12 protein-coding genes are annotated in these 15,908 nt (G+C 69.0%); 9 read left to right on the forward strand and 3 right to left on the reverse strand.

The annotated features are described in order from the left end of the window. The first annotated feature begins 148 nt into the window (after positions 1-148). Positions 149-889, forward strand: a complete 741-nt coding sequence (locus OC159_RS03625; protein WP_265499789.1) for an FkbM family methyltransferase — start codon at positions 149-151, stop codon at positions 887-889. On the opposite strand, the gene OC159_RS03630 is transcribed toward OC159_RS03625, so the two are convergent. Then, the gene (locus OC159_RS03630) at positions 862-1,659 is read right to left on the reverse strand and encodes an inositol monophosphatase family protein (protein WP_265499790.1); all 798 of its coding nucleotides are present in this window, start codon (positions 1,657-1,659) and stop codon (positions 862-864) included. The two genes, OC159_RS03625 and OC159_RS03630, sit on opposite strands and share 28 nt — an antisense overlap. 161 nt (positions 1,660-1,820) lie before the next feature. On the opposite strand from OC159_RS03630, the gene OC159_RS03635 reads away from it, so the two are divergent. Then, complete coding sequence (locus OC159_RS03635) at positions 1,821-2,912, forward strand: efflux RND transporter periplasmic adaptor subunit (protein WP_265499791.1); 1,092 nt, start codon at positions 1,821-1,823, stop codon at positions 2,910-2,912. Then, entirely contained in the window at positions 2,909-5,971 is a 3,063-nt protein-coding gene (locus OC159_RS03640) for an efflux RND transporter permease subunit (protein ID WP_265499792.1), read from the forward strand. The genes OC159_RS03635 and OC159_RS03640 overlap by 4 nt, the downstream gene beginning before the upstream one ends. Positions 5,972-5,980: 9 nt before the next feature. Here the strand turns inward: OC159_RS03640 and OC159_RS03645 are convergent, their stop codons facing one another. Further along, entirely contained in the window at positions 5,981-6,613 is a 633-nt protein-coding gene (locus OC159_RS03645; protein ID WP_265499793.1) for a GntR family transcriptional regulator, read from the reverse strand. 93 nt (positions 6,614-6,706) lie between these two features. On the opposite strand from OC159_RS03645, the gene OC159_RS03650 reads away from it, so the two are divergent. The 6 genes from OC159_RS03650 (at position 6,707) to OC159_RS03675 (ending at position 15,390) form a co-directional block, all read left to right on the forward strand. Further along, positions 6,707-8,299: a gamma-glutamyltransferase family protein gene (locus OC159_RS03650; protein ID WP_265499794.1), complete on the forward strand. Its 1,593-nt coding sequence runs from the start codon at positions 6,707-6,709 to the stop codon at positions 8,297-8,299. 12 nt (positions 8,300-8,311) lie between these two features. Next, positions 8,312-9,295 carry a bile acid:sodium symporter family protein gene (locus OC159_RS03655; RefSeq protein WP_265499795.1) on the forward strand — a complete coding sequence of 328 codons (984 nt, stop codon included), beginning with the start codon at positions 8,312-8,314 and terminating at the stop codon, positions 9,293-9,295. Between the two features lie 79 nt (positions 9,296-9,374). After that, on the forward strand, positions 9,375-9,899 hold the full coding sequence (locus tag OC159_RS03660; protein ID WP_265499796.1) for a 2Fe-2S iron-sulfur cluster-binding protein: 525 nt from the start codon (positions 9,375-9,377) through the stop codon (positions 9,897-9,899). Beyond that, on the forward strand, positions 9,896-10,858 hold the full coding sequence (locus OC159_RS03665; RefSeq protein ID WP_265499797.1) for an FAD binding domain-containing protein: 963 nt from the start codon (positions 9,896-9,898) through the stop codon (positions 10,856-10,858). The genes OC159_RS03660 and OC159_RS03665 overlap by 4 nt, the downstream gene beginning before the upstream one ends. After that, complete coding sequence (locus OC159_RS03670) at positions 10,855-13,071, forward strand: molybdopterin cofactor-binding domain-containing protein (RefSeq protein ID WP_407674046.1); 2,217 nt, start codon at positions 10,855-10,857, stop codon at positions 13,069-13,071. Before OC159_RS03665 ends, OC159_RS03670 begins: the two co-directional genes overlap by 4 nt. A 36-nt stretch (positions 13,072-13,107) precedes the next feature. Then, positions 13,108-15,390 carry an FdhF/YdeP family oxidoreductase gene (locus OC159_RS03675; protein ID WP_407674047.1) on the forward strand — a complete coding sequence of 761 codons (2,283 nt, stop codon included), beginning with the start codon at positions 13,108-13,110 and terminating at the stop codon, positions 15,388-15,390. Here the strand turns inward: OC159_RS03675 and OC159_RS03680 are convergent. Then, the gene (locus OC159_RS03680) at positions 15,387-15,866 is read right to left on the reverse strand and encodes a MarR family winged helix-turn-helix transcriptional regulator (protein WP_265499798.1); all 480 of its coding nucleotides are present in this window, start codon (positions 15,864-15,866) and stop codon (positions 15,387-15,389) included. The two genes, OC159_RS03675 and OC159_RS03680, sit on opposite strands and share 4 nt — an antisense overlap. Positions 15,867-15,908 lie beyond the last annotated feature (42 nt).

Consider the following 15,908-nt stretch of genomic DNA (forward strand, 5'->3'; position numbering starts at 1 on the left):
AGCCTAACATCCTGATACACGTGCCAGTTCCTGCAACGGTTTCGCGGCGTGGCGGAATGTCGCGGCGCTTGGGCGCTGCAATCGGGAACATCCCAGGCGCTGTTTCGGTTTCTCGACGTGGCCCAGGCCGCATCTGCTTGGGGGATACATGGGACTGCGCACCTGGCTTGGCCTGATCCGCTCGCTTGCGATCTACTACAACCCCGTGCGTCAGCGTCAGCTGAGGACGTTCTATCGCGGCCTTCTGTCGCCCGGCCAGCTGGCCTTCGACATCGGCGCGCACGTGGGCAGCCGCGCCCGGGCCATGCGGTCGGCGGGCGCGCGCGTCGTCGCCTGCGAACCGCAGGAGCCTTTCGCGGGCTTCCTTCAGCGCAGCCTGCCGCGCGACATCGTTCTGGTGCAGAAGGCCGTGGGCCAGTCCGAGACCGTGGCCGAAATGGCCGTGTCGTCGCTGCACCCGACGGTGTCATCGCTCAGTGCCAGCTTCGCGGCCGACGCGGCAGAGGCGCCGGGCTTCGGCCATGTCCGCTGGGACCGGCGGCAGCGGGTGCAGGTCACCACGCTGGACCGGCTGATCGCCGAACATGGACTGCCGGATCTGGTCAAGATCGACGTCGAGGGGTTCGAGCTGGACGTGCTGGCGGGTCTCAGCCAGCCGCTGCCGCTGGTGTCGGTGGAATACCTGCCGGGGTTACCCGAACGCTCGCTGGCGGTGATCGACCGGCTGACGCGGCTTGGCGACTATCGTTTCAACCCGGTCGCCGGAGAGGATGCGCGCTTCCTCTGGCCCGACTGGCGGGATGCCGGGGCGGTGCGGGCGTGGCTTCGCAGCCTGCCGCGCGACGGCATGTCGGGCGACCTCTATGCCCGCGTGGTTTCGCCGGACTGACGGAGGGTGGCGGCGAAGCGGTCGAAGATCGCCGGTGGCGCGGCGATGACGTTGCCACTGTCCTCGGGGCGGTCCTCGGGCGCCCAGCCCTCGACCCGGCAGCCGGCTTCGCGCAGCAGGACCAGGCCTGCGGCGATGTCCCAGGGCCGCAGGCGGCGTTCCCAGAACCCGTCCAGCCGTCCTGCCGCGACATAGGCCAGGTCCAGCGCCGCGGCCCCCATGCGCCGGACGCCTGCCGACTGGGGCAGCACGCGAACCAGGTCGGCGGCGTGGTCGGGAATGTCGGGCATGTCCCCGAAGGGCAGGCCGGTCCCGAACAGCGCAGCGTCGAAGCCTGGCGGTGCCGCCGCCGCAAGCGGGGCGTCGTTCAGGTGCAGGCCGCCGCCGATGCGGGCGCTGAACATCTCGTTCTTCAGGGGATCGTGGACGACGCCCAGGACCAGCCGCCCGTCTTCCTCCAGCGCGATGGACACGGCCCAATGCGCAATCCCGCGCAGGAAGTTCGTCGTTCCGTCCAGCGGATCGACGATCCAGCGGCGGCGGCCGGCAAGCCCCGCGCTTTCCTCGCCCAGCCAGCCATCGCCGGGGCAGCCGTCCAGAAGGTCGCGCCTCAGCATCGCCTCGGCCCCGTGATCGGCCTGCGACACATAGTCGCCCGCGCGCTTGGCGGTGATCGTCAGTTGGTCGCGCGCTGCCCAATGGTCGCGCAGCAGGTCCCCGGCCGCGCGTGCGGCCTTGCAGGCAAGCGTCAGATCGTCGATGGTGCTCATGGCGCGGGCCCCCCTTTGTCGGCCCTGCGGATGCCCGGCGAGGCAGCGTCTGTCAACGCCGCGACGGCGGATCACACAGGATTTCATTTGCGGCGGCGGCTTGATCGGGCACTCTGCCAAAAGGCGCCGGCACCGGGCGCAGTGCTGTTGGAAGGCTGACGATGCGGATCCTAAAGACAACATTAGGCGCGATCGTGATCGTGGGGGCGGCCGCTGCGGGGCTGCACCTGTCCGACCGCCTGCTGGCGGCACCCGACCCGCAGGTCCGCGCCGAGACCCTGTCCGAGACCGTGCCCGTCGAGACCATCCCCGTCGAGACCGCCCGCTTCACCGATAGTGTCCGCGCCGTCGGCACCGCCCGTGCCCGCCGCGCCATTGCCGTGACATCCGAGGCCAGCGGCCGCATCACCCGCATCGCCTTTACCCCGGGGGGCGCGGTCGCCCAGGGCGACCTGCTGCTGGCGCTGGACGACCGGGCGGAACAGGCCGACCTGATGGCGGCCGAGGCGACGCTGGCCGAAGCGCAGGCTGCCTTTGCCAGGCAAGAGCAGTTGAACCGCAGCGGCAGCGCGTCAGACGCCGCGTTTCAGACCGCTCGTGCGGCGCTGCTGCGGGCCGAGGCCGAGCGCGACAGCGCCCAGCTGGCGCTGGAGGATCGGCGCGTGACAGCACCCTTCGACGGCGTGACGGGCCTCACCGACCTGGTCGAGGGGCAGCTTCTGGACAGCGCCACGCCAATCACCACGCTGGACGACCTTTCGGCGATAGAGGTCGACTTCGCCGTGCCCGAAACGCTGCTGCCGCGGCTGGCTCAGGGGCAGGCGGTGCAGCTGCGCTCGGCCGCCTGGCCCGGGCGGGTGTTTCCGGCAGAGATCGCCCGCATCGACACCCGCGTCGATCCGGCCACGCGGTCCATCGCCCTGCGCGCGCAGATGGACAATGGCGACCGTGCGCTGGCCGGCGGGATGTTCCTGCAGGTGGAACTGGTGCTGGATGAACGCCGCGCGCCCGCCGTGCCGGAAACCGCGCTGACCGTGGACGGCGACCGGCACCTTGTTCTGGTCGCGCGCGACGGCCAGGCACAGCATGCCGAGATCGAGGTGGGCCAGCAGATCGACGGGCTGGTCGAGGTCGTGGCCGGGCTGGAGCCCGGCACACCGATCATCGTGTCGAACCTGCATCGCGTCTCGCCCGGCACCGCCATCCATGCGACGCCCCGGACCCAGACCGCCAGTTCCGGGGCGGGCGGATGAGCCTGCCCGACCTTTCGCTGCGCCGGCCGGTCCTTGCGACGGTCCTGAACCTGCTGATCGTGCTGATCGGCGCCGTCGCCATGACCCGCCTGCCGGTGCGCGAACTGCCGCAGGTGGACGCGGCAGAGGTCAGCGTCCGCGTGGACTATACCGGTGCGGGACCCGAGGTGGTGGACAACCAGCTGGCAACGGTGATCGAGGGCGCGCTTGCGGGCGTCAGCGGCGTCACGTCCATGCGCACGAACTCTGACCGGGGCGGGATGCGCAGCGTGCTGACTTTCGATCCGTCGCGCGACATCGACAGCGCCGCCAACGACGTGCGCGCTGCCGTGGACCGGGTCCTGAACGACCTGCCCGAAGGCGCCGGCACGCCCAGGGTCGAGAAGAACGACGACGAGGGCGACCCGGTGATGCGGTTGTCGCTGTCCAGCCCGACGATGACGCCGCTTCAGCTGTCAGACTATGCCGACCGCTTCATCATCGACCGCCTGGCCCGCCTGCCCGGCGTGGCCAACACCGCGATCTATGGCGAGCGGGCGCCATCGATGCGGATCTGGCTGGATCAGTCCCGCATGGCCGGCTATGGCCTGACGACCGGTGATGTCATCGCCGCGCTGCAGGCCAACAACGTGGAACTCCCCGCCGGAGAGATCGAGACCGACGCCCGCCAGCTGCAGGTGTTGGCCGAGACGCGCTTCGCCTCGGCCGACGCGTTCCGACAGGTGGTCCTGCGCGACGACGGAACCCGGCCCCTGCGTCTTGGCGACATCGCCCGGATCGAGCAGGGCGCCGAGGAAACCGAGACGATCTACCGCTCGAACGGCGTGGTCGCGTTGGGGATGGGCGTGCTGCCGCAGGCGCAGTCGAACACCGTCGCCATTTCCCGCGCCATCCGCGCCGAGATCGAGCGCATCCGCCCGACCCTGCCCCCGGGCATGTCGCTGCGCGTCACATCGGACGAGGCGGTCTTCATCGAAAGTTCGCTGGCGCAGGTCGTGAAGGTCTTCGCCGAGGCCGTGGCACTGGTCACGGCGGTGATCTTCCTGTTCCTCGGCTCGATGCGGCTGTCGCTGGTGCCGGTGGTGACGATCCCCATCTCGGCGCTGGGGGCGGGCCTGGGGATGCTGGCGCTGGGATTCTCGATCAACATCCTGACCCTGTTCGCGCTGATCCTGGCGATCGGCCTGGTCGTTGACGACGCCATCGTGGTGCTGGAGAACATCCAGCGCCACCGCGCCATGGGCGCCAGCCGGGCCGAGGCCGCCCGGCGCGGCGCGGGCCAGGTCAGCTTCGCCGTCATCGCGACGACGGCCGTGCTGATTTCAGTCTTCCTGCCGGTCAGCTTCATGGAGGGTGAACTGGGCCAGCTGTTTGCGGAATTCGGGATCGTCATGGCCATCGCCGTTGCCGTGTCGGGCGTCGTCGCGCTGACCCTGTCGCCGGTGCTGGCCGCCCGAGTCATGCCGCGCGAGGACAAGCCGAACTGGCTGACCCGCAGCGTCAACCGCGCGATCGACTGGCTGGAACGCGGCTATGACGCGATCCTGGCGCGGATGATTGCCCGGCCCGTGGCGATCCTTGCCGGAACGGCATTCCTGGTCGCAGCGGCAGTGTCGGTCTATCAGGCGCTGCCCCGGCAGCTGACCCCTGACGAGGATCGCGGCGCGTTCCGCATCATGCTGACGGCGCCGCAGGGGTCGAACCTTGCCTATACGGACGCGGCCGCGCGCAAGGTCGAGGCGATGATCGCGCCCCTGCGCGAGCAGGGCGTCGTCGAGAACGTCACCACCGTGGTCGGCATCTGGGGCGAGACCCGGCGGGCCCGGGTGTTCGTGAACCTTGTCCCTTGGGACAAGCGCGACGTCTCGGTTGACGAGGTGATGGCCGAGCTGCGCCCGCAGGTCTCGGCCATGACCGAGATTTCGTCCTGGCTGCAACCCTCGGGCGGGCTTGGCATCGGCAGCGGCAGCGGCAGCATCAGCTGGATGATCGGTGGGCCGGACCTGGAGCGCGCCGCGGCGTGGGCCAGCGACCTTGCGGACGAACTGCAGGGCGCGCCCGGAGTGGCGGGGGTCGAGGTCGACTTCGCCGCGAACCAGCCGGGCGCGTCGCTGTCCATCGACCGCACCCGGGCGCAGGACCTGGGGCTGGACAGCGAAACGGTGGCGCAGACGCTGCAGGTGCTGTTCGCGTCGCGGACGGTCGGCGAATATGCCGACGATGGGCGGCAGTACCCGGTCATCCTGCAGGCCTTGCCAGAGGATCGCGACAGCGTCGGCGACATGTTGTCGGTGATGATCCGCAACGGTCGCGGCGACCTGATCCCGCTGTCGGCCTTCGCCGACATCACCACCGGCGCCACCGTCCCCGAGATCGACCGCTATGACCGCCTGATCTCGGTCGAGACCGAGGCTGACCTGGTCGAGGGCACGGACCTTGCCCGCGCCATGGCCGTAGTCGAGGCCGCCGCAGCCGACCTGCCCGCAGGTGCCCTGCTGGCCTGGCGCGGGCAGGCCGAGGATTTCCAGGAAAACCAGGGCGGAGTGGCCACGGTCTTCGCCATGGCGCTGGCCATCGTGTTCCTGGTTCTGGCCGCACAGTTCGAAAGCTTCCGCACGCCCCTGACGATCATGCTGACGGTGCCCTTGGGGCTGGCGGGCGCGGTGGCGACGCTGCTGCTGACCGGGGCATCGGTCAACATCTTTTCCCAGGTCGGGATGATCCTGCTGATCGGGATCATGGCCAAGAACGGCATCCTGATCGTCGAGTTCGCCAACCAGCTGCGCGACGAGGGCCGTGACTTGGTGACGGCCGCGCGCGAAGGCGCGGTCACGCGGCTGCGGCCGGTGATGATGACGACCATCGCCACCGTGCTCGGGGCGGTGCCTTTGGCGACGGCGACGGGGGCGGGGGCCGAAAGCCGACGGGCAATCGGCGCGGTGATTGTGGGCGGGCTGTCGCTGGCCTTCGTGCTGACGCTGTTCCTGACGCCGGTGATCTATGTCCTGGTCGAGAACCTGCGCCGCCATCCGCGCCCCGAGGCGCAGCCGGCGGAATAGCGGCCGGCCTCAGCCACGCCCGGCGATGATCTCGAGCACGGTGCCAAGCGAGGCGCCCATATGCGCGCGCATCAGCGCCGCCGCGCGGTCCCCATCGCGCGCCGTCACAGCCTCGAGGATCTGGCGATGTTCGGCGCGCGACGATCCGATCCTGTCGGCCCGCTCCATGAACTGCGCGTTGCGCCAGGGAAGGCTGCGGCGGTTCAGATCCTCCAGCAGGTCGGCCAGCACGTGGTTCTGCGCCCCTTGCCGCAGCGCATCGTGGAACCGGATGTTCAGGTCGGCATAATCCGTGCCCGACCCGTCGCCGTCGAGGATGCGCCGCAGCACCGCGAGTTCAGCCGAGGTCATGCGCAGCGCGGCCAGTCCCGCGCAAAGCGCCTCCAACTCGCCCAGGGCCTCGAACAGGTGGCGCAGCGCGTCGGGCGACATGCGGCGGACCAGGAAGGCGCGGCGCGGCCCGCGTTCGATCAGCCCCTCGGCCGCAAGGCGCTGCAAGGCCTCGCGCACCGGCGTGCGCGATAGGCCGAAGCGCGCGCCGAGTGCCGTCTCCGCGAGAGGGTCGCCCGGGCGCAGGACGCCCGTCACGATCTCGGCCGACAGGACGGCGTGTATCTGTTCGGCGGACCGTGTCGCGGACATAAGGTCGCTCCGTCGCTTGTGTTCCGATCACCATCATCTGTATACATGTCGCACGGTCGATGCCACGTGATTCAGCCGCGACAGAGGGACGCCATGACGACATTCGACTTCCTGTCCGGCCGCCGGCCCGCGACCCTTGCGGCGCGCGCGATGATCGCGACCTCGCATCCCTTGGCGACCTCCGCGGGACTGGCGGTGCTGACCGAAGGCGGCAACGCCGTCGACGCGGCCATCGCGGCCAGTGCGGTGCAGGCGGTGGTCGACCCTCTGATGACCGGGATCGGCGGTGATTGCTTCGTACTTTACGCGCCCAGGGGCGGGGTGGTGCGGGCGCTGAACGGTTCGGGCCGCGCCCCCGCCGCCGCGACGGTCGAGGCGCTGCAGGCTGCGGGCCTGACGTCCGAGATCCCGCAGACCAGCCCCCACGCCGTGACGGTTCCGGGTGCGGTCTCGGCCTGGTGCCGTCTGCACGCGGACCTGGGTTCGCTGCCGTTGGTCCGCCTCTTCCAGGACGCCATTGGCTATGCCCGCGACGGCTATCCGGTGACGCCACGCGTCGCACGGGACTGGGCCGAAGCCGCGTCGCTGATCGGGGCCGATCCCGATGCGGCCGCAGTCTTCCTGCCCGATGCACGGGCGCCCGCCGCCGGCGCGCGTCATGCTCAACCGCTGCTGGCCGACCGGCTTGCCGAAATCGCGACCCACGGCGCGGCGTCCTTCTACCAAGGCCCGACCGCAGCCAGCATGGTCGCCCATCTGCGCGGTCTTGGCGGGCTGCACACGACTGATGACTTCGCCGAGGCGACCGAGGGGGCCGAGTGGGTCACGCCGATCAGCGCCGGCTATCGCGGCTTCGACATCCACCAATGTCCGCCGAACGGGCAGGGGTTGGCGGCGCTGCTGATCCTGAAGATCATCGAAGGCTTCGACATGGCCGCCTTGTCGCCCGCCGACCGCCTGCATGTGCAAGCCGAGGCGACGAAGCTGGCCTATCACCACCGCGACGCGCTGCTGGGCGACCCGGAGCATTGCCGCGACCTGACCGAAACGCTTCTGTCGGATCGGACAATCCAGGCCCTGCGCGCCCGGATCGACATGGCCCGCGCCCTGCCACCCGCCCTGTGGGACGAGCCAGAGCACAAGGACACGATCTACCTGTGCGTGGTCGACGCGCAGGGAAACGCCGTCTCGTTCATCAACTCGATCTTCCACGGGTTCGGGTCCGGCCGGTTGGACCCTGCGACGGGCGTGCTGTTTCAAAGCCGCGGTGCATCGTTCCGGCTGGTCCCCGGGCACCCGAACGCCATCGGGCCGCGCAAGCGGCCGATGCACACGATCATTCCCGGCATGGTGACGCAGGGGGGGCGCATCGTCATGCCCTTCGGCGTCATGGGCGGGCAGTATCAGGCGGCGGGCCACGCGGCCTTCCTGTCGGCGGTCATCGACCGGGGGCTGGATCTGCAGCAGGCCATGGACGAGCCGCGCGTCTTTGCGACCGACGGCATCCTGCAGGTCGAACCGACGCTGCCAGACGATATCTGCGCCGACCTTGCCGGACGGGGACACAAGATCAAGCGGCTGACCGGCCCGATGGGCGGCGCGCAGGCGATCCGCGTCGACGCGGCGACCGGCATGCTGGAGGGTGGGTCGGACAGCCGCAAGGACGGCATGGCCCTTGGTTTCTGAAGGAGCAGGCGGATGAAATTCCTCAAGCGGATCGGGATCGACAGCTACATGCTGATGCTGCTGGGCACGGTTCTTCTGGGACTGATCCTGCCGGCGCGCGGCATCGCGGCCGAGGGGCTGGGGCATGTGACCTATGGCTCTGTCGCGCTGCTGTTTTTCCTGTATGGGGCGAAGCTGGACCCTGCCTCGGTCAGGACGGGACTGCTGAACTGGCGCCTGCAGGGCCTGACCTTCGCGGCGACCTACCTGCTGTTCCCGATCCTGGCGATCGGGTTCGCGGCGGTCTTCGGCAGGCTTCTGGGCCCGCAGGTGACGCTGGGGCTGCTGTTCCTGGGCGTCCTGCCCTCGACCATCCAGAGCTCGATCGCCTTCGTGTCTATCTCGGGCGGCAACGTGCCGGCGGCAATCTGCGCGGCGTCGCTGTCGAACCTGGTCGGTGTCGTGCTGACGCCCATGCTTGTGGCGCTGCTGCTGCAGGCGGGCGACGGCGGCATCGACCTGAACGCCATCTTCCGCGTCGGCACGCAAATCCTGCTGCCGTTCATCATCGGCCAGATCCTGCGCCCCTGGGTCGGCGCATCCGTCAAGCGGCATCGCATCCTGACGCTGGTCGTGGACCGGGGCGCGATCCTGCTGATCGTCTATTCGGCCTTCAGCGCCGGAACGGTGTCCGGACTCTGGTCGCAGATCCCGTCCGCCAGCCTGGTGGCGCTGATCGCCGTCGCGCTGATCATGCTGGCGGTGGTCTTCGGCGCCATCGCCCTGATCGGCCGCCTGTCGCGGATGCCGGCCGAGGATCGATCCGTCCTCTTCTTCTGCGGCTCGACGAAAAGCCTGGCCTCGGGTCTGCCCATCGCGACTGCGCTGTTCCCGGCCGAGACGGTGGGGGCCACGGTCCTGCCGGTGCTGATCTTCCACATGGCGCAGCTGCTGATCTGCGCGATGATCGCCCAGCACAGCGCGCGTCGCGTCCAGGGGACCGCCCTCGTGTCCTGACAATCGGCGGGGCAGGGAACTGCCGCGCGCCATTCCACGTTGCGTTCGGAAACCCAGCAAGCGGTCCAAGGAGCAGCCGATGGCGCAAACCCCCGCAGCCAGGATTGCCGTCAACGGCGTCTCGCATGACTACAAAGGCGATCCGCGCCGCAGCCTTCTCGACTTCCTGCGTCGCGATTTTGGCCTGACCGGAACCAAGAAAGGATGCGACCACGGCCAATGCGGGGCCTGCACGGTCATGGTGAACGGGCGGCGGATCAACTCCTGCCTGACGCTGGCGGTCATGCATGACGGCGACGAGGTGACGACCATCGAAGGCCTCGGCATGCCAGACAGCCTGTCGGCCCTGCAGAAGGCTTTCGTGTCGCATGACGGGTTCCAATGCGGCTATTGCACGCCCGGCCAGATCTGTTCCGCGGCCGCCATGATCGAAGAGATCCGAGAGGGTTGGCCCAGCTTCGTTTCTGTCGACGTTGCCGGTCATGCGCGTCTTGACGACGAAGAGATCCGCGAGCGGATGAGCGGCAACCTGTGCCGCTGCGGGGCTTATGCGAATATCCTGGCCGCCATCAAAGAGGTCATGGAAAGCGGGGCCACGTCATGAAGGCTTTCGACTATGCCCGCGCTGCCAGCCTGTCGGATGCCGTGGGCGCACCTGCCTGCCTGATCGCCGGCGGGACCAACCTGCTGGACCTGATGAAGCTGGAGGTCGAGACGCCATCGGCGCTGATGGACATCACGCGCATAGGCCTGAACGAGATCACGGCGGAGGGCGACGGCCTGCGCATCGGCGCACTGGTCACCAACGCGGCCTGTGCCGCCGATCCGCAGGTCCGCCAAGGCTGGCCGCTGCTGTCCAGGGCGATCCTGGCCGGGGCCAGCCCGCAGCTGCGCAACAAGGCGACAACGGCGGGGAACCTTTGCCAGCGGACGCGGTGCAGCTATTTCATGGACAACCGGTCGGCCTGCAACAAGCGCCGGCCGGGGTCGGGATGCGCCGCGCTTGGCGGAATCAACCGCAACCACGCGATCCTCGGCACCTCGGACGCGTGCATCGCGACCTATCCCGGCGACATGGCCGTGGCGCTAGCCGCCCTTGATGCGCAAGTCAAGATCGAAGGGCCGGGCGGCAGCCGCCGCATCCCGCTGCGCGAGTTTCACCGCCTGCCGGGCGACGACCCGTCGCGCGACAACGTCCTTCAGCCTGGAGAGGTCATCACCTCGGTCCTGCTGCCCGCGCCGGTCGAGGGGCGGCAGATCTACCGCAAGGTCCGCGACAGGGCGTCCTATGCCTTTGCGCTGGTGTCTGTGGCGGCGGTCCTGCGCATCGAGGACGGCACCATCGTGCAGGCGCAGTTGGCCTTCGGCAGCATCGCGCACAAGCCCTGGACCGACCCGCGCGTCGACACGCTTCTGGTGGGCGAGCGGCCGTCGAAGGCGTTGTTCGACAAGGCCGCCGACCTGCTGCTGGAAGGCGCACAGGGCCAGGGCGGCAATGATTTCAAGATCCCGCTGGCGCGCCGTACCCTGGCTGCCGTGCTGGCCGAAGCGACTGCGGAGTGACCATGAAGGACAGCTATGACAACCCCGACGAACGCAACCTGCTGGACCACACCCGGCAGGGAGTGATCGGCCAGCCGCTGGATCGCCCCGACGGCCCGCTGAAGGTTTCGGGTCAGGCGCCTTATGCCGCCGAATACGACCGGCCCGATTGCGCCGAAGGCGTCCTGGTCGGCGCGACGATCTCCAAGGGTCGCGTGCGGGCGATCAACCGCGATGCCGTTCTGGGCATGCCGGGCGTGCTGGCCGTGTTCTCGGCCCCCGAGATGCTGCGCCGCGCGGCGCAAGGCGGCGCCGGAGAGGCGCCGATGCAGGACGTCCGGCAGGTCGAATTCCCGCTGCAGCCCGTGGCGCTGGTCGTGGCCGAAACGTTCGAGCAGGCGACCCATGCCGCCAAGGCGCTGAAGATCGACTATGACGACCAGACCGGCAAGGCCGTGCTGATGCCGTCGCCCGACAAGGCCGAACCCGCCAAGGACCCAGTGGAGTCGGGCGATCTTGACGCCGCGCTGAAGGACGCGGCGCATGTGGTCGACGTCACCTATACCACGCCCGGCCATGCCAGCGCCGCGATGGAGCCGCATGCCGCCATCGCCGAATGGGACGGCGACCGCCTGACGCTGCACGGCAGCCTGCAGATGGTGAAATACAACGTCAAGGAGCTGGCCGACAGCGTCGACATCCCGCCAGAAAACGTGCGGATCGTGTCGGCCTATGTTGGCGGCGGCTTCGGGTCCAAGCTGGGCATCTCTCACGAAGCGGTGGCGGCGGCGGTGGCGTCGCGGCAGTTGGGCCGCCCCGTCCGGGTCGTGATGACGCGCCAGCAGGTGTTCCAGGCCGTGATGCGCCGGTCTGAAACCGTCCAGCACATCCGCCTGGGGGCCGATGCCGATGGCCGTCTGTCCGCGCTGGGGCACGAGGCTTTCGTGTCGAACCTGCCCGAAGAGTCCTTCTCGGAGCCTGTGCTGCAGGCGACCGAGTTCCTGTACGGCGGAGAGAACCGGCGGCTGGCGCTGAACATCTCTCGGATCAACCGGCTGACAGCGGGATCGGTCCGCGCGCCCGGCGAGGCCGTGGGAATGCCCGCGCTGGAGGCCGCCATGGACGAGTTGGCGGTCGCGCTGCACCTCGACCCGGTGGAACTGCGCAAGCGCAACGTGCCCGACGAAGTGCCGGGGCAGGGCAAGCCCTATTCCTCGCGCAAGCTGGTCGAGGCGCTGGACGCAGGCGCGCGCGCGTTTGGCTGGGACCGCCGCATGCCGCTGCCCTGTCAGCGGCGCGAGGGCGAATGGTGGATCGGCATGGGCATGGCCTCGGCCGCGCGGGTGAACATCCTGGCCAAGGCCGAGGCGCGGGTGACGCTGCGCGCCGACGGCACCGTGCTGGTCGAGACCGATCAGACCGACATCGGCACCGGCAGCTATGCCATCCTGGGCCAGATCGCGGCCGAGATGCTGGGCCAGCCCATCGACCGCACGACCGTGCACCTGGGCGACAGCCTGTTCCCGCAGGGCGCGGGATCGGGCGGCAGCTGGGCCGCAAGCTCGACCGGATCGGCCGTCTTTCGCGCCTGCGAGGAAATCCGGGCGGAATTGGCGCGCGGCCTGAACTGCGCGCCCGACGACTTGCAGCTGCGCGACGGCATGGTCTGGGTCGAGGGGGGCGAGCCGCGCCCCGTGACCGACCTGATGGACGGCGACATCGCGCGCGTCGGCCGGATCGAGCCGGGCGAGCTGATGGAGAAGGTCAAGCAGGCCACCTATGGCGCGTTTTTCTGCGAGGTTGCCGTCAACGCCTTCACCGGCGAGACGCGCGTCCGCCGCATGACCGGCGCCTTCGGCTTCGGGCGCGTGCTGAACGCCAAGACCGCGCGGTCGCAATGCCTGGGCGGCATGGTCTGGGGCATCGGCATGGCCCTGACCGAGGAGTTGCAGTTCGATGACCGCGACGGCCACCTGACCAACCACGACTTGGCCGAATACCACGTCCCCGTCCACCGCGACATCCCCGAGATGGAGGTCCTGCTGATCGAGGAACGCGATGCCGCGGCCTCGCCCCTGCAGGCCAAGGGCGTGGGAGAGCTGGGGATCTGCGGCGCGGCCGGGGCGGTCGCCAACGCGATCTACAACGCCTGCGGCGTGCGGCTGCGGGACTTCCCGATGACCCCCGACAAGTTGCTGGCGGAACTGCCCGATCCGTTCGCCGGCCCGACCTGAACCGGCGCCCCAGCGCCCAAGACCGAAGGTGATCCCATGGCCAAGGACTTGTCCGAGGAAAACGGAACCGACATGCCCGTCGCGGGCTATGACGGACCGGTGGGGGGCTGGGGTTCGGCGAAAGGCATGGCGAAGGTCGCCAGGACCGCGCGCAGCAGCCCGGGTGCCCTGGAAACGCTGAAGCGGCAGAACAAGCCCGCAGGCTACATGTGCAGTTCCTGCGCATGGGCCAAGCCGCCCAATCCCCATGTCGCCGAGTTCTGCGAAAACGGCGCCAAGGCGACGCTGTGGGACCTGACCACGGCCCGCTGCGGGCCGGAGTTCTTCCGCGACCACACGGTGTCCGAACTGGCCGACTGGGACGCGCATGACCTGGAACGTCAGGGCCGCCTGACCCACCCGCTGCGCTATGACGCCGCCAGCGACCGTTATGTCGAGACCAGCTGGGACGAGGCCTTCGCGGCCATCGGGGCCGAGTTGCGGCGGCTGGACCCGAAGAAGGTGACCTTCTACGTGTCCGGCAAGGCCGGGCTGGAGGCGTCGTACCTCTATGGCCTCTATGCCCGCGCCTACGGGCATTCCAACCTGCCCGACAGTTCGAACATGTGCCACGAGACGACCTCGGTCGGGCTGAAGAAGGTGATCGGGACCTCGGTCGGAACCTGCGTGCTGGAGGATTTCGAACATTGCGACATGATCATCCATGTCGGCCAGAACCCCGGCAGCAACAGCCCGCGCATCCTGCACCCGTTGCAGAAGGCGGTCGAACGTGGCTGCCATATCGTCGCCATCAATCCCCTGCGGGAAAAAGGCCTGCTTGAGTTCGCGAACCCGCAGAATCCCTGGCAGATGAGCCTTGGCGCGCCGACCGAGATCGCCGACCGTTATCTGCAGGTCCGCACCGGTGGCGACATCGCCGTCCTGACCGGCATCGCCAAGCACGTGCTGGCGCTGGAGGACAACCAGGGTGGCGTTCTGGACCACGCCTTCCTGGCAGAGCATTGCAGCGGGCTGGACGACTGGATGGACTGGGTCCGCGCGGCCCCGTGGGATCGACTGGAGGCTGTCAGCGGCATCACCCGTGCCGAGATGGAGGGCGTCGGCACGCTCTATGCCCGCTCCAAGGCGGTCATGGGCATCTATGGCATGGGCGTGACGCAGCATGTCCACGGGTCCGATGCCATCGCGGCGCTGGTGAACCTGCTGCTGCTGCGCGGCAATATCGGCCGCCCGGGTGCCGGCTGTTCCCCTGTGCGCGGCCATTCCAACGTGCAGGGCCAGCGCACCGTGGGCATCACCGAAAAACCCAAGCTGGTCCCGAACGACAAGCTGCGCGAGCTGTTCGGGATCGAACCGCCGCAGGACCCCGGCTGGAACACCGTCGAGTTTGTCGAGGCGCTGCTGGCGGGCGAGGCGCAGGGTTATGTCGGGTTGGGTGGCAACCTGGCCCGCGCCGTGCCCGACCAGGACCGCGTGACCGAGGTCTGGGGCAACATGCCGCTGACCGTTCATGTCGCCACGCGGCTGAACCGCACGCACCTGATGCCGGGGAAATCGTCCTGGCTGCTGCCCTGTCTGGTCCGCGCCGAGGAGGATCTGCAGAATGGCACCAGCCAGCAGGTCACCATCGAGGACAGCTTCAGCCACATCTATGGCTCGATCGGCAAGCGCGAACCGGCCAGCCCGCACCTGAAGTCCGAAGTGGATATCGTGTGTCGTCTTGCCGCGGCGACGCTGGACCCGAACCCGCGGCTGGCGTGGTCGGACTGGGTGGGCGACTACGCGGAGATCCGGTCGCTGATCGAGGCGACCTATCCCGACAAGTTCCACGACTTCGAGGCGCGCATGAACCAGCCCGGCGGCTTCTATCGCGGCAACCCCGCGCGGGAACGCGTCTGGAAGACCGAAACCGGGAAGGCGCAGTTCACTGTTCCCGCCGATCTGGACGCGACGGGGCTGGCGGAGGGCGACGGCCTCTATCGCCTGATGACGCTGCGGTCGAATGACCAGTTCAACACCACGATCTATGGCATGTCCGACCGGCTGCGCGGCATCGACGGCGACCGTATGCTGATCATGATGTCGCCCGCCGATATCGAGGCCGAGGGGCTGCATCCCGACCAGCGGATCGCCCTGACCGGTGCCGCCGACGACGACATCCCACGCCGCGTGGACGGGCTGCGGATCGTGCCCTATCAGCTGCCGCGCGGCTGCATCGCGGGCTATTTCCCGGAACTGAACCCGCTGTCGCCCCTGTCGCGCCACGACCTTTTGTCAAAGACGCCGGCCGCGAAGGGTATTCCGGTGCGGCTGGCCTAGTCCGGCATCACGTCGGACCGGGTCAGCAGCGGACCGGCGGCGATCTTGTGGCAGAGCGCCGCGAACTGCCGCCGCTCATCATCAGTCAACACGCCGAAGACCTCGGCTTGGCGGGCGCGGGCGGTCGTCAGGATCTGCGCCAGAAGCGTCGCCCCTTCGGGGGTTGGATAGAGGCGCCTGGCCCGGCCGTCCTGCGGGTCCTCCTCGGTCCGGATCAGGGCGCGCGCCTGCAGCAGCGACACGGCGCGGCTGATCGTGTTCTGCGGGCGGGGCAGCAGCCGCTGCACATCGCGCGCCAGAAGTCCGGGGAAGCGGTCGACCACGTAAAGCGCCGACCAGCACTGGACGGGCATGCGATAGCGTTTCTCGATATGGCGGTTTGTCACCTGGTTGTTGGCCAGCACGATATAGCTGACCGATAACAGTTCCTGCAGGTCCGACTGCAGCAGGTCGGCAAGCATCTCGTCCCGGATCATCGTCCCCTCCGCTTGGCGCCATTCTGGCGGTTCGGGCGGGAA

Source organism: Paracoccus beibuensis, from assembly GCF_026162625.1.
GTDB lineage: Bacteria > Pseudomonadota > Alphaproteobacteria > Rhodobacterales > Rhodobacteraceae > Paracoccus > Paracoccus beibuensis.

Coding starts and splice junctions, on each gene's coding strand:
- OC159_RS03625 (WP_265499789.1), top strand. CDS start 149: ATGGGACTGCGCACCTGGCTTGGCCTGATCCGCTCGCTTGCGATCTAC.
- OC159_RS03630 (WP_265499790.1), bottom strand. CDS start 1,659: ATGAGCACCATCGACGATCTGACGCTTGCCTGCAAGGCCGCACGCGCG.
- OC159_RS03635 (WP_265499791.1), top strand. CDS start 1,821: ATGCGGATCCTAAAGACAACATTAGGCGCGATCGTGATCGTGGGGGCG.
- OC159_RS03640 (WP_265499792.1), top strand. CDS start 2,909: ATGAGCCTGCCCGACCTTTCGCTGCGCCGGCCGGTCCTTGCGACGGTC.
- OC159_RS03645 (WP_265499793.1), bottom strand. CDS start 6,613: ATGTCCGCGACACGGTCCGCCGAACAGATACACGCCGTCCTGTCGGCC.
- OC159_RS03650 (WP_265499794.1), top strand. CDS start 6,707: ATGACGACATTCGACTTCCTGTCCGGCCGCCGGCCCGCGACCCTTGCG.
- OC159_RS03655 (WP_265499795.1), top strand. CDS start 8,312: ATGAAATTCCTCAAGCGGATCGGGATCGACAGCTACATGCTGATGCTG.
- OC159_RS03660 (WP_265499796.1), top strand. CDS start 9,375: ATGGCGCAAACCCCCGCAGCCAGGATTGCCGTCAACGGCGTCTCGCAT.
- OC159_RS03665 (WP_265499797.1), top strand. CDS start 9,896: ATGAAGGCTTTCGACTATGCCCGCGCTGCCAGCCTGTCGGATGCCGTG.
- OC159_RS03675 (WP_407674047.1), top strand. CDS start 13,108: ATGGCCAAGGACTTGTCCGAGGAAAACGGAACCGACATGCCCGTCGCG.
- OC159_RS03680 (WP_265499798.1), bottom strand. CDS start 15,866: ATGATCCGGGACGAGATGCTTGCCGACCTGCTGCAGTCGGACCTGCAG.